The following is a 22,471-nucleotide window of genomic DNA, read 5'->3' as shown; positions in this document are numbered from 1 at the left end:
TTGAATGAATCTATTTTAAAAATCTAATTTAGATAATTTTTTTCAATTAACTATTTGGATTATAGAAATGGATTTATTTATCAATTTATATGGTGATAATCTTAATGTATCTTTGAATCAATATATAGACATGATTTCAATTTTATGGGAGGATAATATGAAGATAGTAACAACGCCAATGTGTAGGAAGGTAGTTGAACTTGGAGGAATCAGTGATTATGTGGTGAATAAACATCCTTCAAGTAAGGATGGCGATTTTGCAATCCTTTTATCAGAGAGTGGGACAGACATTGATTCATTACCTCTGAAATTAAATACCTTTAATGAGATTTTAGAGAGCATCATTGAGGTTTCAAACTTAACGTCTAAACCTCTAAGTAAGGATGAGGTAATCGATAAGATAAGGGATTATAATCTAATCTATGAATGGTTTACAAATACAAGTAAGTTCTCACAGTTAAGGGAGGAAAATCATAATATTAATGTTAAGGTATTATCTAATTTCCTAAAGGAGATTGTCGAAGATATGAACTTCAATATTGATGATTCTGACTTTGATTATTTAATTTATCCTGATTATATGGAAGATATAAAAGAAAGTGGTAATTATAAACTAGTTAAAATACCATCCCATCATAATGTTCCGGAAGATCCTATTGAAAGGGCCGAGTTGAGATATTCCATCCTATTAAATATTGGTCTTTTATAGGAATATGGAATCTTAATTATAAAATTTATTAAGTAGTAATTTAATATCTTAATATAACTATACTAATGTGTATTTTTTTAAAGTAGGAGATGTTTATAGTGTATGAAACCTTAACTTATTCTGGTGGAATTCATAAAAGTAATGAAATGAGGGAGCTTATTGAAGATTTAGGTGGATTTATTATACAGGAAAATGTTATCCAAATGGATCTTGTCTTGAATATGGCTGTACCAGTTGATGATGTTGATAAAATCAAAGAGAAATCTAAAGAATTATTAGGTAAACTAACCTTTGCCCCTATGGCAGGTTCTGAAATAGCTATTGTTTCACCAACATTGGCAAGACACCACTTACCACATGCGGCATGTGATATATCCGAGTATCTTAGAAGGTTCGGTGCAAAGGATAACATGATAGGTTTGGCAAGAGGTCATGGTAAGGGTACAAGCGGAATCTCACAAGAGGAAAAATATTTGATTGAGGAACATGATTTGGCTATCTTTGCCCTTGGAAGTTTCAAAGATTGTATTATTGAGAAATCATTTTTGTTTGATGATATAGACATTCCTGTAATTGTAACTGGTGCTCCTGATATAGACATTGAGGAATTGCCTGGTGCCGATGCATATGTTGGAGGTTTAGGTAGAATTCCACGTAGACTTAAACGTGGTGAAAATATCCGTGCACTTAGGAGATTAGTTCAAACTACAGAGGATATCTTAAACCGTAAGAAAAAATACATGGCTGAAGATGCTCCTTTGGCACCTCCTGTAATGGTTAAAAACGCTATTGAAAGACAATTACCAGAAATCAAAGATGTTCACACTCCAACTCCTATTACAACACAGTTAGACGGTTTAAGGGTGAAACTAGATTATGACAAATATCATGATAAAATAGGTCAGGTTGTTGTAAACGACCAATATTTATCAGACATAGCGGATATCAATAGATCACACATGTATAATTATACCCTAGTAAAATTATATAGTGAAAGTTCCATTGTGGATAATTAATCTATTTTAAATTTTTTTTATTATTTTTTTTAGCTACTTTTTTCAATTTTGAATTTTAGAATATCCAAAATTTATTCTTATTGTTTTTTATGTAACTACTTTTTTCAATTCAAAATTTTTAAATATCTTATTGGTCAATAGTTTTTATATAATTTTTTATAATGGGATACTATGGAATATTTCAAAAGAAGATACTTAATCAACGGACCAATTGGAACAATCTTTCTTTTTATCTATAATTATTTTCTAATTGATGCTTTATTCAAGTATATTAACTGTCAATTAAATCCCGTGGTTCTTTTGTCCATCTGTTTATTTCTGGCTTTAATAAATATCATATCCATTACCGTTGAGATAAAAGCCTCCTATAAAATTACAAGAATGTTTATGGAGATTTCAGAGCTTTGGAAATGGGCCTCATTGATGTTTTTATTTGAGCTAATCCTATTATATGTCTTAGGCCTCTTTATAAAAATTCCACGGGAATTGGTTCTAATATTATATTCATTGGTGATTGTTCTTGGAGTCTATGGCTATTATAATGCCCATCACATTAAAGTAAAATATCATAATTTACCTATTTTAAAAGGGGATGATAATGAATCAATAGCTATTTTACATATCTCAGATGTGCACTTTGGTTCCATTAGAAGAGAGTCAATCCTGGTAAATCTAAAAAACAAAATCAATCAAGTTTATCTTGATTTAAAACAGGAGGGTATAGAACATATCATTGTTATTATTTCAGGAGATCTTGTAGACGGTTCCTCTCCAGTTAATATTGAAGATTTGAAACCTTTAAATGATATAAAACCTAAGGTTATTTTTACTCCAGGTAATCATGACCATTATCAGGATATAAATGGTTTATTAAATGATTTAGAAGGATTAGGTGTCATTGTTTTAAACGGTGATAGTTTGGATATGAAAGATTTGGGCTTAAATATTATAGGTTTAGATTTCAAGTATGAGGATATGGAAGGTAAATGGGAAGAATGCCATTTTAATCTACCTGTAAATAAATCTGAAACAAATATCTTAATATTCCATTTGCCTATCTTCTATGAATATTTTAAAAAATTGGGTGTGGATTTACAATTGTCTGGTCATACTCATGGAGGACAGTTTTATCCTGCAAATCTATGGGTTAAGGCTGTTTATCATAAACTAAAAGGACTTTATGCCTTTAGTAATTATGATGTTTCAGATGGATTTTATTTATCAGTAAGCACTGGTTTAGGTACTATGGGTCCTCCTATTAGAATAGGTACTGATTCAGAAATAGTGGTTTTAATGTTAAATAATAAAAATTTTAAAAATAGCTTTTTTTAAAAGCCTTTTAATTATAGGGATTGAATGAAAGTTCATGATAATTTTCTATTTTATTGAATATTTCCATGTCTTCCTTTAAAATCTCTTCCATAGAAGTTTATTTCTCCAACAAGCTCTCTAAATTGTATTAATTCTTGTTCTATTACATCCTCTTCAGTCAACGTTCCACTTAATTCACCATCAACACTTAAAGTATCTGGTCCACGTGTTACAAGTCTTTCAATGCCGTCTGCACTAAATATTCTATTTGCATCTAGTTCATGAATATATGCCCTTCCTGGAATGAATACCGTATCCTGAACATTGGTTAAATCAATATCCTCAAGATCATATTTTGTAATTAAACATGCAATATCCTTCTTAGTAGATATTACATTTACATGATCACTTGCTCCAATCTTTTCAAATATCCTGGCTATTTTTGGTCCTGCAACAGCAGATGATATGATTGTTGCATAACCTGTAACTTCCGGAATAAAATCCAAGTATGGTTCATTACCTTTATTTGCAAGTGCGAACGGTGCACCTGTTTCGGGATCACATACTGGTGTTCCGGTAATTCTAAGTTTTGGAAATTCTGAGTTGATTTCCCTTACAAGTTGCTCAAAGCTTTCAACAGATTGGCTTTCAATACCTTTAACAATAGGTCCATTACCTAGTATTAATCCACCTTCTGTTGTATTTGCAAATCTCATAAGGATACCTGCTTTTGCTCCCCATTCTTCCAACTTTTCACAGGTGTTTCTTAAAATATCTCCATCATTTACCCCTGGAATGATTACCATTGCAGCATGTAATTCGGTATTTTCTGAAAATATCTGAGCCGCCTTAAGGGAAACCTCAGGATTCGGATCTCCCATCCATTGATGTCTTAACTTAGCATCTGCTGCAAATAGGGTATAGGTTACTTCATCAACTCCAAGATTAATTAAATCCGTAACCCACTTCTCATCGTCAATACCTTTACCACTTGTATATCCTAAATGTATCGGTATCTGGAATTGGTGCAATGTGGCTGCTAAATCTTTAATCTGGGGATAACAGCTTACGTCTCCTCCACCACTAATGTTTATTTTTAGATTGTTGTCTCTAGGTGGGTTTAACATTAAGGTAGTTTGAACCTCATTGGCAACTAAATAAAACGGTTTAAATTCAGATTCTGCATCCTGGATTCCTATAGAACATCTTTCACATCCTATTTGATTAGGTGGACAATATTTGCATCCTAAAGGTTTCACATCCTTGACTTTCTTAAAGTAGCAGTATTTACAAAAACCCCTACAATCCTTTCCTGGAATACCACCAACATCTGCTAAAATTTGCATTTTAATCCTTCGGTTTATAATTTTTTTATTGTTATATATTATTTAATATATTGATTATTGTAGATATTTAATATTAAATAGATATATCTATTTTTTATAATATTAGTTTTTACTATTTTCTGCAATTCCCCTTATATTTTTAATATTTATCTGAAAAATTGTTTTTTAGAAAAATTTAAAACAGTTTTTAAAAGGTTTATTTTTTGTTTAAAATATAAGGCATTGATATTTTATATTTATTTTAGGTTATTTTATTTTAAAGATTTTTCTAATATAATATATAAGTTTATTTTAAAGTTAGCCTATTTTAATTTATTTTATTTATTAATGTTTTCAAATTTTTCGAAATTTTTTTATTATCTTTTCATATTTGAAGTAATACCTTTTTTAAATTTATTAATTTAATGTCAATTCATCGAATTTTAAGTTCTTTTTAATTCTTTTTTAATTTATCTTAAACGGATTTTAAATTATTTTGATTAAACTAAAATAATATTGAGTTATTTTTTTTATTTTACAATCGGTCTATTTTCTTTATTTGCCTTAATTTTCCTGTTTTGTCTTTTAAAAAAGTATTACTTTTTATTCTTTTTTTACTAATTAAAAGGGATTTATTATTACTTATAAATTTTACTGATTGTAAAAAAAGGTAATATTTATATTATATCTTTAAGATATTAAAATTTGTATACCATATGCTTCTATGCAAAATACTTGCTTTGTAGCTAACTTGACATAATCAAACAAAAATTAAAGTTTATGTTAAGTGGTATATTTGTAACTCTATTTATTTAGGAGGGAAAAAATTGGCGAAGTTTGATGATAAAGTCGATTTATACGACGATAGAGGTACATTAATTGATAGTGATGTACCTATTGAAGCTCTAAGTCCAGTACGTAATCCAGCTATTAAAGAAATTACTGCTGGTATTAAAAGAACCGTTGCTGTAAACTTAGAAGGTATTGAAAATTCATTACGTAATGCTGCTGTTGGAACAAAAGCTTCTAAAATATTAGGAAGAGAATTAGATCTTGATATTGTAGCAAATGTAGATGCGATTGCAGCTTCTGTAAAAAAAATGATTCAAGTAACTGAAGATGATGATACTGTAGTTGAACCTCTTTCCGGAGGTAAAAGACTTTTAGTACAAGTACCTACAAGAAGAATTGATGTAGCTGCAGAATACTCTGTTGCAACCTTAGCAACTTCTACTGCATTAACCCAAGCTATTGTTGAAACATGTGATGTAAGTATGTATGATGCTAACATGGTTAAAGCTGCTATCTTAGGTATGTATCCTCAAACCGTAAGTTATGACGGATCTAATATTAAAACTATGTTAGATGTACCTCAAAAATTAGAAGGTCCTGGTTACTCATTCAGGAACATTAAAGCTAACGATATGGTTGCAACTACCCTTAAAAACAGTTTCCAAGCTACTGCTTTAGCTAGTATCTTAGAACAAACTGCTATGTTTGAAATGGGAGATGCAATTGGTGCATTCGAAAGAACTCACTTATTAGGTTTAGCTTACCAAGGTATGAATGCTGATAACATGGTCTTAAGTTTAGTACAAGATAATGCTACTGATTCTTCCGTTGGTGACATTATGAATGATACTATTCAAAAAGCAGTTGATGATAATGTAATTTCTGTTGAAAAAGATTTACATGGATTTAATTTATACCAAACCGACGATTTCGCAAAATGGAACGCATATGTAGCTGCAGGTTCTGTTGCTGCAACTATGGTAAACGTTGGTGCTGCTCGTGCTGCTCAAGGTATTCCATCCACACTTTTATACTTCAACGATTCAATTGAATTTGCAACTGGTTTACCTGGTCTCGACTTTGGTAGAGGTGAAGGTGTAGCTGTAGGATTCAGTTTCTTCAGTCACTCTATCTATGGTGGAGGAGGTCCTGGTTTATTCAACGGAAACCACGTTGTAACTAGACACAGTAAAGGTTACACTATTCCTTGTGTAGCTGCAGGTATGTCTTTAGATGCTGGTACTCAATTATTCTCTCCAGAAGCAACTTCTGGATTAATTAAAGAAGTATACAGTAGTATTGATGAATTCAGAGAACCTCTCAAATATGTTGCTGAAGCAGCTTCAGACATAAAAGGAGACATATAAATTTATAAAAACTAATTATTTTTTAATAATAAGTCTAATAACGGGGTTGATATAATGGATATTGAAATTTTTCCACATAGAATGCTTGGTCCTGATACAACCGAGAAAATCTTAAATGATATTGAAAGTTTAGAGGATGTAAATAGGACAATTATTCATGGACCTAGACTCCCCCCAGATGATCCTGATCTTCTTCCTCAATATAAGGAGAGAAGAGAAATAGTTGTTAAAGGTCAACCTATAACCCTTAAAGTTAAAACAGGTCGTATATTGGTTGAGTTAACTTCCGAGTCTGCAATCAATGAAATTGATAAGATTTGCAGTGAATATCTTCCTTTTGGATATGATATTAACACAAGTAGAAGTGAATATATTAGAAAGCAAAGGACCGTGTCCGATGCTATTAAATATGGTCCTGATGATAATCTTCCAGATGAGTTAATTGGTATGACTGATGCTAGAAGACAAATGGCAGATGATCTTAATTTTATTAATGATGATATGGAATAGGTAATATGATAGGAAGAACAACTCATGTAGTTGATTGCCGAGAAACTATGGGTCTTGGTGAAGGAGGAGGTATTGCTCAAAGAGGTACTTTCGCTAAATGTGGAAGTGATGTAATAGCAGTAGCTATGTCTCCAGGTAAAAGACATATTACTAAACCTGTATGCGAGATTACATTTGCTTTACGTGAAGCTAATTTACTTACAAGTACTATGGTATTGAATGGTGGTGCTGGTCTTCCAGGAGATGCACCAGGTGCAGGTGCTTCAAGTTTATTTGGTTTAACTCCTGATGAGATTGAACAATTAAAACAATATAAGTTATTAGTTATTCACTTAGGTGGTGTTAGAAACCATATTATTTACAAAGCAAGATTAATATTAAGAAATGTTAATAAACCTTGTGTGATTATTTGTGAATATCCTGTTGATTTCGAGGATTTTGCAAAGATTGGGGTTAAAACTTCTAAGGTTATGCCCGATGAAGCTAAAACAAAAGGAACCATTATTAATATAATTAGTGGTGTTATTAGAGGACAAACAGTTTCTCAAGAACAATTAGACGAAATTATTAGAAAAGTTAAATTAGCATTAGGAGATGCATGATTATGGCACAATATTATCCAGGAACATCTCAAGTTTCTGAAAACAGAAGACATTTTGCTGACCCAGAACAAAAGTTAGAAAAATTACGAGAAATTTCAGACGAAGATGTAGTAAAAATATTAGGTCACAGAGCTCCAGGTGAAGAATATAAACATGTTCACCCTCCTTTAGATGAAATGGATGAGCCTGATGACATTGTAAGAGAACTTGTTACACCTATTGACGGTGCAAAAGCAGGAGACAGAGTAAGATATATTCAATTTGCTGATTCCATGTACTTTGCTCCAGCTCAACCTTATGTAAGAGCAAGATCTTACATGAACAGATACAGAGGAATTGATACTGGTACTTTATCAGGAAGACAAGTTATTGAAGCAAGGGAAAGAGATTTAGAAAAACTTTCTAAAGAATTATTAGAAACTGAATACTTTGACCCAGCAAGAACTGGAATTAGAGGTAAATCTGTACACGGTCACTCTTTAAGATTAGATGAAGACGGTATCATGTTTGATATGTTAAGAAGACAACTTAAAAACAAAGAAACTGGACATATCGAAATGGTTAAAAACCAAATTGCTATTCCTTTAGATGAACCAATTGATATTGGTGAACCTTTAGATGAAGACAAATTAAAATCTATCTCTACTATTTACAGAGTAGATGGTGACAAATACAGAGATGACAAAGACGCTGTAGAAGTATTACATAAAATCCACCTTACAAGAACTCAAGGAGGATATAACCCTGAATAGGGGAGGTTATTATTATGGCTGATAAGAAATTTTATGAAGCATTAAATAAAAAATTTAAAGAATCTCCAGAAGATAAAACCACTACTTTCTACAATTTAGGTGGATGGAAACAATCAGAAAGGAAAACCCAATTTTACGAAGCTGGTAAAGAAATAGCTGAAGAAAGGGGTATTCCTATGTACAACCCAGATATTGGAAGTCCATTAGGTCAAAGAACTTTAATGCCTTACCAATTATCTACTACCGATACCTTTGTAGAAGGAGATGATTTACACTTTATTAACAATGCAGCTATCCAACAATTATGGGATGATATTAGGAGAACTGTACTTGTAGGATTAAACACTGCTCATAACGTACTTCAAAGAAGATTAGGTATGGAAGTAACTCCTGAAACCATTACCAATTACTTAGAAACTGTAAACCACGCAATGCCTGGTGCAGCAGTTGTACAAGAACACATGGTAGAAACTAACCCATACTTAGTATCAGACAGTTATGTTAAAATTTTCACTGGTGACGATGAGTTAGCAGATGAAATCGATCAATGTTATGTTTTAGATATTAACAAAGAATTCCCTGATGACCAAGCTGCTCAACTTAAAGCTGAAGTTGGTGATAAAATCTGGCAAGTTGTCAGAGTTCCTTCTTTAGTAGGAAGAGTTTGTGATGGAGGTACTACCTCAAGATGGTCTGCTATGCAAATTGGTATGTCAATGATTTCCGCATACAACCAATGTGCTGGTGAAGGTGCAACTGGTGATTTCGCATTCGCTACAAAACACGCAGAAGTTATTCAAATGGGTGCTCCATTACCACAAAGAAGAGCAAGAGCAGCTAACGAACCTGGTGGTGTACCATTCGGTTACATAGCTGATATTGTACAATCTTCCAGAGTTAATGTAGATGATCCAGTAAAAGTAACATTAGATGTTGTAGCTGCTGGTGCTGCATTATACGATCAAATCTGGTTAGGTTCATACATGTCTGGTGGTGTAGGATTCACTCAATATGCTACTGCAGCATATACTGATAACATTCTTGATGACTTTACTTACTATGGTAAAGATTACGTAGAGGATAAATATGGCGGATTAACCGAAGCTCCTAACAACATGGATACTGTTCTTGATGTAGGTTCTGAAGTAACCTTCTATGCATTAGAACAATATGATGAATACCCAGCTTTACTTGAAACCCAATTCGGTGGATCTCAAAGAGCTGCTGTTACTGCAGCTGCTTCCGGTTGTTGTACTGCATTTGCAACTGGTAACTCTCAAACTGGTTTAAGTGCATGGTACTTATCACAATACTTACACAAAGAACAACACTCCAGATTAGGATTCTATGGTTACGATTTACAAGATCAATGTGGTGCTGCTAACGTATTCTCTATAAGAAACGATGAAGGTTTACCACTTGAAATGAGAGGTCCTAACTATCCTAACTATGCAATGAACGTAGGTCACCAAGGTGAATACGCAGGTATTGCACAAGCTCCTCACGCTGCACGTAAAGATGCATTTTCATTTAACCCATTAATTAAAATTGCATTTGCTGATAAGAACTTATGCTTCGACTTCACTCAACCACGTGCTGAAATTGCTAAAGGTGCTTTAAGAGAATTCTCACCTGCTGGTGAAAGATCTTTAATCATTCCAGCTAAATAGGTGTATTAACACCTATTTTTTTCTTTTTAATTTTTTTTATTCTGTGAAGGAATTTAGAAAAGTTTTTATATAAAAGTTAAAATATTATTATTAATACATTGGTTTTTTAGTTTTACTGATGTATCAAATAAATGAAGAGATTAATATTTGGATTAATATTATAAGTAAAATTTATTATCAGAAATAAATTTTAATTGTTTGATTTGACAATTTAAATAAAAAATCTACATTTCACGTTTATTAAATTATTAATTTAATAAAAACTAAGGAGGAAAAAATTTATGGACCCTATAACTTTAGGTGTTGTCGCATTGATGGGTGCTGCTGCAACTATCGGTGGAGCTGCAGAAGATTTAGAATCTGATGTAGGTTCACAAAGTAACCCTAACTCACAAGTTCAGTTAGCTCCTCAAATGGGACATTTACATAGAATTATAAATAAGGCAACTTCCGGTGAACCTGTAGCATACGGTGTATGGTGTGGTGTTGCTGGTGCTGTTGCATTTGTATTTATGTCATACTTAAACGTAATGCCTATTGTAGCAATTGCATTAGGTGCAGTTGTTGGTGCTTTCGTTCATTCTATTTATACAGTAACTTCTCATATGGGACGTATTGTAGGTCAATCTCAATTTGGACAACCATTGTTTATGGATGTATTGACTGAATGTTTAGGACCAATTGCTGGTCATGGATTTATTGCTACTTTTTGTATTGTTGGTATGTCTTATTTAATGATTATTCCTATTAATGGAAGTGCTTTACACATATTCCCATTACCAATCTTAGCTGTACTTTGGGGTATAACTATTGGTGCTATCGGATCATCTACTGGTGATGTATACTATGGATCCGAAAGTGAATACCAAAAATTCGCTTACGGTGCTGGTACTCCTGTAGCTATTCAAGGGGATATTGTAACTAAAGAAGCTATCGGAGCTAAAAACTCTATTGATGTAGTAGGTTTCTGTTCTAGATTTGGTGGACCTATTACTGGATTATGTTTCGGTTTAATCGTATTTTTAAGCTTCTGGATTACTATTGTTTTCGGAACTATTGGTGGACAAATTGCTGGTATTATTATTGTTTTACTTTTAATTTACTTAAATTACAAAGTTGAAACCTATGCTAGAAATAAATTTGGTCCATATGAAGAGGAATAAGGAGGTTTTACAATGGATTTAATTATGATGTTATTAATTATCATTGCTGGTGTCTGTATGGGTGCTGGTGTACACTTTATTCCTGTAGGTGGAGCTCCTGCAGCTATGTCTACCGCTACTGGTGTAGGTACTGGTACTGCTATGTTAGCAGCTGGTGCAGGAATGACTGGATTAATCACTGCAGCTTCATTAGAAGGTGCTGGTCTTGGATTAATTCTTCTTGCAGGTGCTATTGGTTCTATGATGATGATGGGTATTACTATGCTCTTTGGTAACTTTATTTATGTATTTGGTGTAGGTGTAGTACCAAGTTCAGGTAAAGTTGAAAAAGATCCAATTACTGGATTACCACAAGCTGCTTATAAAACTCCTGGTACCGAAGGTCACGGTGTTCCTACTGTATCCTTTGTTAGTGGTATCATCGGTTCTGCTTTAGGTGGTATTGGTGGAGGAATGGCTTTCTATGCTGTTCAAGAAATGGCTAAAAATTCTATCTTATTCGCTGGTAATATGCCAGTTATTATTGGTGTTGCTGCTATTTGTTCAATTGGTTTATTCTTTGTAAACTCTGTAGTTGCTTCATACAATATTGGAGGTACTATTGAAGGTTTCCACGATCCTAAATTTAAAAGAATTGGTAACGGAGCTTTAGCTAGTATTATCGCATCTTTAGTAATTGCTATTTTTATTGCACTTATTGTTGGAGGTATTTAAATGGCTGACGAAGGACAAGCTGTTAGTTCAACAAATTTATTAATATTAGGTGTTATTGGTGGATTAATTTTAGTTTATTTATCAACTGTTAATGCTACCATTGGACCTTTATTCGCATGCTTAGGTGGAGTTTGTGCTATTTTATGGGGATCAGATGCTATTCGTAGAGTTGCAAGTTATGGTTTAGGTACCGGTGTACCTTCCATTGGATATATGTCTTTAGGTGCAGGTTGTGTTGCTGCTTTAACAGGACTTGCTGTTGGTGCTCAATTCAACCTTGTTATTGCTGGACCTGTTTTAGCTTTAGTATTTGGTTGTATTATTGGTTTAATCATTGCTGTTGTTGCTAAAAAAATTGTCGGTATGAAAATCCCTGTATTAGAAAGATGTACTACTGAACTTGCTGGTGCTGCTGCATTATCTGTTGTAGCTTTCTCTGCAGCTATTGCTGGTTCTATTGATTTTACCCCAATCTTAAATAATGTAGTTGCAACTGGTTTCATTGCTTTATTATTTATCTTAAACACTATGGCAATCCAACACCCTTACAACGCTTGTTTAGGACCTAACGAAGATCAAGTAAGAACTCTTAAATGTGCTGCTTCTACAGCATTCTTATCAATGATTATTGTTGGTATCTGTACTATTCCTTTAGGTCACTCTGCTTGGTTACTTGTTGTTGTTGTCGGATTAATCGGATGGATTATTGCTTTCAGAAGCTTTGTTCAAGCTTCATACGAAGCAGCTGCATCTGTCAAATGGTCAGGATTATGGCCTAAAACAGAAGATTAGGAGGTACAAATATGGCAGATATGTTACCTTTAATACAAGTAGTACCTGAAATGAATGTTAACTTAGATCCTATATCTGGTGTCTTAGGTGCTGGTGGTGGAGACTTAGTTATTTTATCAATGGACGATATTAACGCAGAAATAGACAAAGTTTGCGCTGCTGCTGATGAATTATCTAACTCTTTAGATCCTACCACTGCTCCTGAAGGTTCCTATCCTAATAGGGAAGGAAACTATGTTATTGCAGGTACTTTAACAAATATGGTTTATGGATTTTTAATAGCAGTATTTATTATTATTGCTATGATTCCTGTATTAACTAAATTGGGGGTTTTATAGATGGCAGATAAAAAATCACCTGCAGACGGATGGCCATTAATTAGTGGTGAATATGAAGTAGGAGATCCGGAAAGCCCTGTTGCTGCTACTACCTTAGCTTCAGAACTTGCTGGAGATATTGTTGGTGCTGGTGCAGCTATTGCTGGTACCTGTCACACAGAAAATCTTGGTGTAGAAAAAGTAGTTGCTAATACAATTTCTAATCCTAACATTAGATTCTTAATTGTTTGTGGTGCTGAGGTACAAGGACATATTACTGGTCAATGTTTTGAAGCATTACATGCAAATGGATGTGATCCTGAGAAGAAAAAAGTTAATGGTGCAATTGGAGCAATTCCTTTTGTAGATAACCTTCCTTTAGAAGCTGTAGAAAGATTCCAAAATCAAGTTGAACTTATCTCTATGATTGATAACGAGGATGTTGGTGCTATAACTGCTAAGGTCAAAGAATGTATCGAAAAAGATCCTGGTGCTATTGAAGAAGAAGCTATGGTTATCGATGTTTCCGAAGGTGGAGAAGCAGAAGAAGATGAAGGAGAGGCAGTAAGAGTAGTTTCTGGAGAGACTGCATTACTCGAAGCACGAATTAGAGATATAGACACCGAAATCAAAATGATTGGTGCTATACAAAAGAATATGACTGGTAATTATGCTGGTAAAGTACAAGGTATTATGATTGGTCTTGTATTTATGATTGTAATTATGGGTCTATTCTTATTCTTCTAAACTGGAGGTAAGTTATTATGGTACAAATTTCAAACAAACCAAATGTCCGTGGACTTAAAAATACAGCTGATGATATTGAATATTCATCAAAACTTATCGGAAGGGAAGGAAGAGTTTATGCTGCTTTATCTTTTACTAGAACTAAAGGTATTGGTATAGGAGTTACTATTGCTTTTGTATTATTAATTCTCCTTCCTTATATAGCAAAATTATGTGGATTATAGAGGTGTAAAATATGGCTGATAAAGAAACAACACCTTCTGTAATGGTCGATTCAGAAGAATTTAATAAAGCAATGGTAAAATTAGACGATGCTCAAGAAAAAGTTGAATTTGCTTTAGGAGAATATTCTCAACGTTTAGGCCAACAAACAGGAAGAGATTTAGGTATATTATATGGTATGATGATAGGTCTTGCAGTTATGGTTGTATTTATTAAATTCAATCTTGCATCTTTAATGACCTCATTAATATCAGGTTTAATTTAGAGATTGGAGGTTTTATTAATGTTTAAATTTGATAAAGAACAAACCGTCGTAGATGTTGCAGGAGTCAAATGTGGAGGACAACCTGGAGAATATCCAACAGTTCTTTGTGGTACTATTTTCTACGGTGGTCACAAAATTATTTCAGATGAAAAAGCAGGTATTTTTGATAAAGATGCTGCTGAAGGATTAGTTAAAGAAATGGAAGAAATGTCTGATGTAACCGGAAACCCTTGTATTATACAAAACTTCGGTGCTACACCAGAAGCTATGGTAAATTACTTAGAGTTTATAGGAGATATTTCCGATAAACCTTTCCTTATAGATTCTACCGGTGCAGATGCTAAAATCGCAGGTATTAAATACTGTGATGAAGCTGGTCTTGCTGACAGAGCAATTTACAACTCTTTAAACATGTCTTGTGAAGCTGATGAAATTCAAGCTGTAAAAGATTCAGACATTGAAGCTTCTATTATTTTAGGATTCAACCCTATGGAACCTGGTGTTCAAGGTAAATTAAACATATGGGAAAATGGTGGATCTGTAATTGATCAAGGTATTTTAGAAATGGCTGAAGACTGTGGAATTACTAAATATTTCATGGATGTAGCTGTTACTCCTTTAGGTCAAGGTGGAGGTCCTGCTACTAGAACTACCTTTGCAGAAAAATCCAAATGGGGTTATCCTGTAGGTTCCGGTATTCACAATGTACCTTCCGCTTGGGATTGGTTAAAAGGATGGAAAAAAGAACACAAAGAAGCATGGCCTGTATGTGATATTGGTTCAGATATTATTCAAGTAATGGTTGGTGGAGACTTCTGTTTATATGGTCCTATTGAAAACAGTCAAAAAGTATTCCCTGCTGTTGCTATGGCAGATTGTTTCATTGCTGAAGCAGTTGCTGAAATTGGAACTGAACCTGTTGAAGGTCACCCATATACTAAATTAGTATAGATACTTTGCTGATTAGATGATCATTCATCTAATCTTCTTTTTTCTATATATTCTGTTTTAAAAATTGATTTTCGATACTTTATACTTATACTCATTTTTAAGATTTTTTTGATATTTTTTAGAATACTATTTTCTAGCTTTTTTTATTTCAATATATTTTAATATTCTTGTTAGTTTATTGAATTTTTGTATATTTTATGAAAGACAAGTCATTGCTTTATTATTTTTTCCATGTTTTAGTAAAATCATTTAAAAAAATTTATATTATTAAAATTTAAGAAATATTATTAATTATTTTTTAAAAAAATAAATTAGATATATTAAAGTAGGGGATAGTTAAATGTCATTATTTGGGAATTTATTTAATAAGGGGCCAAAACCAATAATTGCACACAGCCAACCAGTAAGTTTAGCTTCACTAAAAGCTAGTAATAACAGACCTCAAAGTGGTGCCATGTACCAAACTAAACAAGATGTTTATTATGTTACAGCATCAGTGGAACTTGGTAATACTACAACAAAATGTATTTTAGCAGCCACAAATTTAAATAACAGTAAATCTTATTTACTGGATAAAACAGTTAAAATGACTAGGGATATTCGTCCACCTAAACCTAATGAAAAAGTTTTTGGTAAAACTGTTTGGGGAATAGAATTATCTAAAGAGGCAGTAGCTGAGATGATTAGGGACACTGTTTTGGAATCTCTTAAAAAAGCAGGGGTTGATAAAGAAGATGATTTGGATTTTGTTGTAAGATCTACAGGTGTTACCGCAGGGTTTTCAACTGCTGAAGAGGCTGGTGAATTAATTAAAGCATTGGCAGATGGTTGTCTTGATGCAGGTATACCTCCAAGAAAAATGGCTCCAGCAATGAGCTCTAAACAACTTCCTGAAAGACTTAGAAAATATACTTTACTTGATAATATTCAGTTTGATGGTGCTGTTGTAAGTGTGGTTCCTCCTAAAGGACCTCAATCCACTGCAAATGAGATGGAAGGTGAGCTTGTAACTGCGGGTATTAAGTTAGGTGCAAAATGGACTGATGTTGATTATAGAAATCCTTGTGTTTCACTTGACTTCGGTTCAACCTTGGCGGGCCGTATTGTAAATGATAATGTGCCTTATGCTAATACTGTTGGTAACTTTTTAGGTCTTGCAGGTGTAGTTTCAGATTCACTTGCAAAGGGTTCAGGTCAGGTGGATCCAAAATATGGTGCTGCATTAGATATTTATACTCCTAAATTAGATATGAAGGGAGATAAGAAAAAAGCTAAGGTTAATGCTGAAAAGGTTCACAGCAAGTTTATTGATATTAGAAAGGTTCCTACCGGAATAACCAGGTTCGGTACCGTTCCAATTAATCCTGAGGCTGCTGAGGAATCAGGTACTTGTTTGATAGGTTGTGATGTTGGAGAAAACGGTGATAAACTACCTGATTTAACTGATTTTGGTCATGAAATTTATGAAAATGACGGTCTTCCAACACTTATCTCAACAATGGATTATGTATCTGCTATGATTGTTCATAGAACTTTGGATATTGCATTTAAAGAAAATGTTATAACTGGGGGATCTGTTTTAGGAATTACTGGTAGGGCAGGTATTACAGGACGTAAACCTGAACTAATTTTAGAATATTCCAAAGATAAGTTTGTTGATACTGTATTTGTTGAAGATGGTCTTGCATTAGGTTCTGCGATTATGGCTCGTTGTATGAATTCAATGGGTACACAGAAAAATCCTATTGGTGGTCATCAAGGTGGTAAATGTATTTTAGGTAAAAGAATGAAACTTCAAGGTAGAATACCTAAATAATTTTTTATTTTTGGATTTTTATGATCATTGGACTAATTATGGCTGGAGGAAAGGGTACCAGATTGAAATCTAAATCTGAAAAGCCTCTATATAAATTTAATAATAAATTTTTAATTGACTATGTATTGGATAATATGTATCAATCAAAGTTAATTGCCAAGGTTTTGGTCATTGTTAGTCCACATACACAGAATACTAAAGATTATTTAATAGAATCTGATTTTATTGAACTTAGGGATTCTTTTGATACTTATGACAAATATTTTCTAGATAGTCCTGGTAAGGACTATCTTAGTGATTTATCATATGTTTTAAATATTCTTCAGGAAATATCAAAAGATAATACTTTATTGATGTTAAATTCTGATTTACCATTTGTTAGCTCTGATGTTATTGATGAGGTTTTGAAGATATATTTAAATCAGGACAAATCTGCATTATCTGTATTGATACCAACTGAGGTTTATGATAAATACAATGTATCCTATGAATATGAATTTAATGGTTTGGTTCCCTCTGGTTTAAATATTCTAAAATCTAATAATTCTATTCAAGATGAGACTAATATTGTCATGGAAAATATCGAACTTGCTTTTAATTTGAATTCTATCGATGATATTTCCATAGCTTATAATATCTTAGATTCTATTGAAAAATAATACTTAACTATTTTTGTTTTTATTGTTCTTTTTTTTATTTTAATTTGTTAAGATGGAATTTTATTGTAAATAACAATCATTTTAAATAATATAAAATAACATATATCTTAATGATTAAGAATATTTTATCATGGTGGAATCATGGAAAGTAAGAAAAGTGTTCAAAAAAGAGAAGAAAAATTATGGAGTGAAGTTAAGAATTACCAGGTAGCAACAAACAATGCTCGTATTTTAGGTGTTCTTGATGAACTTATTATTAATGATAAAACCGGTAAAATTGTAGATATTGCAATCAAAGTTGAAGACGGACGTAATGTTCATGTCAAAGGAGCAAAAAGAAAAGGAGATTTATTACTTGTTCCTTTCTCAAAGGTTGAAAAGGTTGGAGAATTTATCATTGTAACTGAATAAATTTTCAACTTTCATTATCTATTTTTTTATGGCTTTTTTTCATATCTCTAATTTTTTAAATATCTTTTAATTAATATTTGATTATAATTTTTTTATTCTATTATTTTTAGATATTTTACATATTTTTAATAGGGATTTTTATCCAATAATTATTTTTAATGGTATTTTTTTGCTTGTTTTTATTCATATTTTTGATATATCCATTATTTTTTAGTTTAAACTATTCTCCTTAATTTATATCAATTGTTATACATAGTTTTATATTATTGAAAATAAAATATTTTAGTAATATAACACTATTTATATTTTTTTTATAAATTCTGTTTATACTAATATTAATCTTATAAAGTTTAAGGTGATAGATTATGTTACTTGAAATAAGCAACTTGGCAGTTGAAGTTGAAGGTAAACAAGTTTTAAAAAATGTTAACCTTTCAATTGGGGAAGGAGAAACCCATGTACTTTTAGGCCCTAATGGAGCCGGTAAAAGTACTTTATTCATGACAATATTAGGATTTCCTAAATATAAAGTTACTAATGGTACTATAAAATTTAAAGGTAAGGACATAACTAATATGCCTACCTCTGAAAGAGTTGCTTTAGGAATGGGAGTAAGTTTCCAAAATCCTCCTGCAATTCGAGGAATTACTGTAAAAGATTTATTGAAATATGAATCAGGTCAAGAAGAGGATGAAGAGTTAAATCCTAGAATGAAAGAACTTGCAGATAAATTAAAGTTCAATGAAAATTTCTTAAACAGGGATGTTAATCTAGGATTTTCTGGTGGGGAAGTTAAGAGATCTGAAATTTTACAACTTTTAGCTCAACAGCCTGACTTTACAATGTTTGATGAACCTGATTCAGGTGTGGATATTGAGAATGTCGAATTAATTGCAGAGGAATTAAATGTAATCTTGGATAAACAAAAGAAATTGAGTGAACGTAAGAGATCAGGTTTACTTATTACCCACTTAGGTTATATTTTAAACTTTGTAAAAGCAGATAAGGCTCATATTTTAATGAATGGTGAGATAGCTTGCTCAGGTAACCCTGAAGAGATTTTAGCTGATGTTAGAGAAAATGGATTTACAGGATGTGTTAATTGTGCGCAATGTTTATGAAGATGCTGAAAAGGCTAAAAATAAAAAGGCACCACTAGGTACTGATATTACTATTGAAAATTATACAAATGATAATATTTCAGCTTTTGATGTTATAGATGATTTGGATGATTTGGCTAAAAAAGACCAGGATACTTTATTGTCTGTAGGTGTTGATACAAGCCAAGAAGATAGGGCAGGTTCATTTGTACAGATGGATCAAAGTAACATCTTCACAGCACAATTATCTAGTGATGTGGAGGTAATGAATACAGGTGTTGCACTTGATAAATATCCTTGGGTTAAAGATTATCTTTGGAATGCTGTTAAATCAGATCAGGATAAATACACTGCCGAGGCAGCTTTAAGGGAAAAAGAAGAAGGAGAATACAATGGATATTTTGTAAGGTCACTTCCAGGAACCAAAGAATTCTTCCCTGTACAGGCTTGTATGTTTATTGCAGATAAGGATATTATGCAAACAGCACATAATGTTATTATTGCTGAGGAGAATTCAGAATTGCATCTAATTACTGGTTGTGCAACTGGTGATGATGTATCATCAGCACTTCATGTAGGTGTAAGTGAGATTTACCTTAAACCTGGTGCAAAACTAACATTTACCATGGTTCATAACTGGGCTGAACAGGTAGAAGTTCGTCCGAGAACTGGAATTAAACAGGCGGATAATACAACATTTATAAATAATTATATTTTGACCAGTCCGGTTCACTCTGTACAGTCTTACCCTACAACCTATTGTGAGGGTAATAATTCAAGGGCACTTTTCCAAAGTGTTTTATCTGGTCAAAAAAATTCATATATTGATGTTGGTTCAAGGGCATATCTATATGGTCAAAACAGTTCTGCCGAAGTAATTTCACGTACTGTTGCAAATGATCAGTCTAAAATCTATGCAAGAGGTCATTTAATAGGTGAAAAACCTGAAGTAAAAGGTCACCTTGAATGTAATGGTCTTGTATTGTCAGATGATGCATCTATATATGCAGTACCTATTCTTGAGGCTAATTCATCAGGTCTTGAATTGTCTCACGAGGCTGCAGTAGGTAAAATTGATGAGGATGAAATTTACTATCTTACTTCCCGTGGATTTACCGAGGAAGAGGCTGCATCTATGATTGTAAGAGGATTTTTAAATATGGATATTACAGGATTGCCTCCTGCTCTTGCAGAATATACTAAAAAAATGATAGACATGAGTGTAAAGGGAATGTAATTTTCTTTCACTTCTTTTATTTTTTTTATATTTTTTATGTGTAAAATTAATTTTTCATACTTGTTTTATGTAATACAATATTTTATATAGTTATTACTTGTTTTATTTTAATTTTGTTTAGTATTTTTTAATTTTTTTATTGTTCCATTTATTATTTCAATGTTAAAATAATTTTTTTTATTAAATCTTATATATTAAAACAATTAAAATAAATAATTTTTAATTTATTCGTAGTATGACAAACTATATTTGTTGAATTAAATTCATTTTTATAAATTTATGTAATTCTGTTTAGTTACTTATAATTTTTTTTATATTTTTATCAATTTTTTCTCATTTTTTATTAAACATATTCTAATTTAAAAATTCATAAAATCTTTTTATATTATTTAAATGTTTCGATTTTAATTTCCGTGTAACATTTATATTAAAGTTAGAAGTAATATTGTAATAGTACATTAATGTAATGCTGAGCTAGCTCATTGAGGTACGGAGATTTATTCATGAAAATATATTTCTTGAAAATTAGTTTCTGCATTTTCAGGTTTTCTATATTTAATTGAATAGGTTGATTTTATAAGAGAGAAATCAATATTTTTAAAAACTTAAGTTTTTGAAAAGATTGGTAAATTTTTTAATAGAGGAGGTTAAACTCTATGGCAGATGATATAAAAATTGTAATGTTTTGTTGTAACTGGTGTTCCTATGGTGGAGCAGATACTGCTGGTACAGCTAGGATGCAATACCCACCTAATATAAGAGTTATTCGTGTAATGTGTTCTGGTAGAATTGATCCACAATTCGTATTAAAAGCATTCAGAGAAGGTGCTGATGGTGTACTTGTAACTGGTTGTCACATGGGAGATTGCCACTATGATGCAGGTAACTATAAATTAGACAGAAGAATGAGAATCGTTTATAATTTAATCGAAGAATTAGGTATTGAAAGAGAAAGATTATACCACGATTGGATTTCCGCTTCTGAAGGTGAAAAATTCGCAAATACAGTAAGAATGATGGTTGCTAGAATTAAAGATTTAGGACCTTCACCTTTAAAAGAACAAATTAATGCTTAATAATGGAGGATAAATTATGGCTGATGAAAAAGTAAAAATTGGAACCATGTGGTTAGGCGGATGTTCTGGATGTCACTTATCCATTGCTGATTTCCACGAATCTTTAATTGATGTTTTAGAATTAGCTGATTTCGAATTCTGTCCTGTTTTAATGGATACTAAATATGATGAAATTCCTGAATTAGATATCTGTATTATTGAAGGTGGAATTAGAAACGATGAAAACAGAGAAATGGCTGAACTTTTAAGAGAAAAATCTAAAGCAGTCATGGCTTACGGAACCTGTGCAGTATACGGAGGTATTCCTGGACTTGGTAACTTATGGACTACTGAAGAGTTAGAAGAAGAAGCTTATATTAACTCTATCACTACTCCAAACCCTGATGGAATTATTCCTTCTGAAGATGTTCCTCATTTAGAAAACAGAGTAAGACCATTACCTGAAGTAATTGATGTAGACTTAATTATTCCTGGTTGCCCACCAAGATCCGATGTTGTTGCTGAAGCTGTTCTTGCTTTACTTAAAGGTGAAACAATTGAATTACCTACCACAAACTTATGTGAAGTTTGTCCTAGAGAAAAACCACCTGAAGGTTTAGCTATGGACTTTGTTAAAAGACAAATGGAAATTGGTAAACCTGAAGATGATTTATGTTTAATTGCTCAAGGTTTAGTATGTTTAGGACCTGCTACAGTATCCTTATGTGGTGCTGAATGTCCTTCTATTGCAATTCCATGTAGAGGATGTTATGGACCTACTGCTAAAATCATTGATGCTGGTGCTAAAATGATTAGTGCAATCGCTTCTGATTACCGTGTTGAAGAGGATAAGACTGTTGATCCTGAAGAAGTTGCTAATCAATTAGATGATTTAGTTGGTACTTTTTACACATACACTTTACCAGCTGCATTAATCCCAATGAAAATGCAAAAAGGAGGAGAATAGA

General features: G+C 32.4%; 24 protein-coding genes. 23 read left to right on the top strand and 1 reads right to left on the bottom strand.

Features of this window, described 5'->3' with window-relative positions; genetic code table 11:
- Positions 1-157 precede the first annotated feature (157 nt).
- The 3 genes from ON24_RS04440 to ON24_RS04430 all read left to right on the top strand — a co-directional run bounded on the left by ON24_RS04440 (position 158) and on the right by ON24_RS04430 (position 3,057).
- The gene (locus tag ON24_RS04440; protein ID WP_040682230.1) at positions 158-709 is read left to right on the top strand and encodes a hypothetical protein; all 552 of its coding nucleotides are present in this window, start codon (positions 158-160) and stop codon (positions 707-709) included.
- Between the two features lie 98 nt (positions 710-807).
- On the top strand, positions 808-1,725 hold the full coding sequence (locus ON24_RS04435; protein ID WP_016359099.1) for a methanogenesis marker 7 protein: 918 nt from the start codon (positions 808-810) through the stop codon (positions 1,723-1,725).
- Between the two features lie 171 nt (positions 1,726-1,896).
- A complete protein-coding gene (locus ON24_RS04430; RefSeq protein ID WP_040682089.1) occupies positions 1,897-3,057 on the top strand; it encodes a metallophosphoesterase in 1,161 nt (386 codons plus the stop codon).
- 50 nt (positions 3,058-3,107) lie between these two features.
- Here the strand turns inward: ON24_RS04430 and mmp10 are convergent, their stop codons facing one another.
- Positions 3,108-4,382 carry a methyl coenzyme M reductase-arginine methyltransferase Mmp10 gene (gene mmp10, locus ON24_RS04425; protein WP_040682088.1) on the bottom strand — a complete coding sequence of 425 codons (1,275 nt, stop codon included), beginning with the start codon at positions 4,380-4,382 and terminating at the stop codon, positions 3,108-3,110.
- Positions 4,383-5,188: 806 nt separating this feature from the next.
- Between mmp10 and mcrB the strand changes: the two genes are divergently transcribed.
- The 20 genes from mcrB to mvhG all read left to right on the top strand — a co-directional run bounded on the left by mcrB (position 5,189) and on the right by mvhG (position 22,470).
- A complete protein-coding gene (mcrB, locus tag ON24_RS04420; protein ID WP_040682087.1) occupies positions 5,189-6,520 on the top strand; it encodes a coenzyme-B sulfoethylthiotransferase subunit beta in 1,332 nt (443 codons plus the stop codon).
- Positions 6,521-6,574: 54 nt separating this feature from the next.
- Positions 6,575-7,030, top strand: coding sequence for a methyl-coenzyme M reductase operon protein D (gene mcrD / locus ON24_RS04415; protein ID WP_040682086.1), 456 nt, complete (start codon positions 6,575-6,577; stop codon positions 7,028-7,030).
- Between the two features lie 5 nt (positions 7,031-7,035).
- Complete coding sequence (gene mcrC / locus ON24_RS04410) at positions 7,036-7,632, top strand: methyl-coenzyme M reductase I operon protein C (RefSeq protein WP_040682085.1); 597 nt, start codon at positions 7,036-7,038, stop codon at positions 7,630-7,632.
- Between the two features lie 2 nt (positions 7,633-7,634).
- Positions 7,635-8,384 (top strand): coenzyme-B sulfoethylthiotransferase subunit gamma, encoded by a 750-nt coding sequence (mcrG, locus tag ON24_RS04405; RefSeq protein WP_040682229.1) that lies wholly within the window; start codon positions 7,635-7,637, stop codon positions 8,382-8,384.
- 14 nt (positions 8,385-8,398) lie between these two features.
- Complete coding sequence (gene mcrA / locus ON24_RS04400; RefSeq protein WP_040682084.1) at positions 8,399-10,054, top strand: coenzyme-B sulfoethylthiotransferase subunit alpha; 1,656 nt, start codon at positions 8,399-8,401, stop codon at positions 10,052-10,054.
- A 281-nt stretch (positions 10,055-10,335) separates the two neighbouring features.
- Positions 10,336-11,217, top strand: a complete 882-nt coding sequence (mtrE, locus tag ON24_RS04395; RefSeq protein WP_040682083.1) for a tetrahydromethanopterin S-methyltransferase subunit E — start codon at positions 10,336-10,338, stop codon at positions 11,215-11,217.
- A gap of 12 nt (positions 11,218-11,229) precedes the next feature.
- Positions 11,230-11,931: a tetrahydromethanopterin S-methyltransferase subunit D gene (gene mtrD / locus ON24_RS04390; RefSeq protein ID WP_040682082.1), complete on the top strand. Its 702-nt coding sequence runs from the start codon at positions 11,230-11,232 to the stop codon at positions 11,929-11,931.
- Positions 11,932-12,723 carry a tetrahydromethanopterin S-methyltransferase subunit MtrC gene (gene mtrC, locus ON24_RS04385; RefSeq protein ID WP_016359089.1) on the top strand — a complete coding sequence of 264 codons (792 nt, stop codon included), beginning with the start codon at positions 11,932-11,934 and terminating at the stop codon, positions 12,721-12,723.
- An 11-nt stretch (positions 12,724-12,734) separates the two neighbouring features.
- On the top strand, positions 12,735-13,061 hold the full coding sequence (locus ON24_RS04380) for a tetrahydromethanopterin S-methyltransferase subunit B (protein WP_016359088.1): 327 nt from the start codon (positions 12,735-12,737) through the stop codon (positions 13,059-13,061).
- Positions 13,062-13,787 carry a tetrahydromethanopterin S-methyltransferase subunit A gene (gene mtrA / locus ON24_RS04375; protein WP_016359087.1) on the top strand — a complete coding sequence of 242 codons (726 nt, stop codon included), beginning with the start codon at positions 13,062-13,064 and terminating at the stop codon, positions 13,785-13,787.
- Positions 13,788-13,804: 17 nt separating this feature from the next.
- On the top strand, positions 13,805-14,011 hold the full coding sequence (locus ON24_RS04370) for a tetrahydromethanopterin S-methyltransferase subunit F (RefSeq protein ID WP_040682081.1): 207 nt from the start codon (positions 13,805-13,807) through the stop codon (positions 14,009-14,011).
- Positions 14,012-14,022: 11 nt separating this feature from the next.
- On the top strand, positions 14,023-14,274 hold the full coding sequence (mtrG, locus tag ON24_RS04365) for a tetrahydromethanopterin S-methyltransferase subunit MtrG (protein WP_016359085.1): 252 nt from the start codon (positions 14,023-14,025) through the stop codon (positions 14,272-14,274).
- Between the two features lie 18 nt (positions 14,275-14,292).
- Positions 14,293-15,225 (top strand): tetrahydromethanopterin S-methyltransferase subunit H, encoded by a 933-nt coding sequence (mtrH, locus tag ON24_RS04360; RefSeq protein WP_040682080.1) that lies wholly within the window; start codon positions 14,293-14,295, stop codon positions 15,223-15,225.
- Positions 15,226-15,565: 340 nt separating this feature from the next.
- The gene (locus ON24_RS04355; RefSeq protein ID WP_040682079.1) at positions 15,566-17,041 is read left to right on the top strand and encodes a methanogenesis marker 14 protein; all 1,476 of its coding nucleotides are present in this window, start codon (positions 15,566-15,568) and stop codon (positions 17,039-17,041) included.
- 38 nt (positions 17,042-17,079) lie between these two features.
- Positions 17,080-17,700 carry an NTP transferase domain-containing protein gene (locus tag ON24_RS04350; RefSeq protein WP_236254922.1) on the top strand — a complete coding sequence of 207 codons (621 nt, stop codon included), beginning with the start codon at positions 17,080-17,082 and terminating at the stop codon, positions 17,698-17,700.
- A 141-nt stretch (positions 17,701-17,841) separates the two neighbouring features.
- Positions 17,842-18,111, top strand: a complete 270-nt coding sequence (locus ON24_RS04345; RefSeq protein WP_016359081.1) for a PRC-barrel domain-containing protein — start codon at positions 17,842-17,844, stop codon at positions 18,109-18,111.
- 365 nt (positions 18,112-18,476) lie between these two features.
- A complete protein-coding gene (gene sufC / locus ON24_RS04340; protein WP_040682077.1) occupies positions 18,477-19,232 on the top strand; it encodes a Fe-S cluster assembly ATPase SufC in 756 nt (251 codons plus the stop codon).
- Positions 19,180-20,448 carry a SufB/SufD family protein gene (locus ON24_RS04335; protein ID WP_394295807.1) on the top strand — a complete coding sequence of 423 codons (1,269 nt, stop codon included), beginning with the start codon at positions 19,180-19,182 and terminating at the stop codon, positions 20,446-20,448. The genes sufC and ON24_RS04335 overlap by 53 nt, the downstream gene beginning before the upstream one ends.
- A gap of 656 nt (positions 20,449-21,104) precedes the next feature.
- Positions 21,105-21,524 carry a hydrogenase iron-sulfur subunit gene (locus ON24_RS04330; RefSeq protein WP_016359078.1) on the top strand — a complete coding sequence of 140 codons (420 nt, stop codon included), beginning with the start codon at positions 21,105-21,107 and terminating at the stop codon, positions 21,522-21,524.
- 16 nt (positions 21,525-21,540) lie between these two features.
- The gene (gene mvhG / locus ON24_RS04325) at positions 21,541-22,470 is read left to right on the top strand and encodes a F420-non-reducing hydrogenase subunit MvhG (protein WP_016359077.1); all 930 of its coding nucleotides are present in this window, start codon (positions 21,541-21,543) and stop codon (positions 22,468-22,470) included.
- Position 22,471 lies beyond the last annotated feature (1 nt).

Origin of the sequence: Methanobrevibacter boviskoreani JH1 (assembly GCF_000320505.1) — an archaeon.
GTDB classification, from domain to species: domain Archaea; phylum Methanobacteriota; class Methanobacteria; order Methanobacteriales; family Methanobacteriaceae; genus Methanarmilla; species Methanarmilla boviskoreani.
Note: the sequence above shows the minus strand (reverse complement) of the source record. Positions and strands in the feature narration are given on the sequence as shown.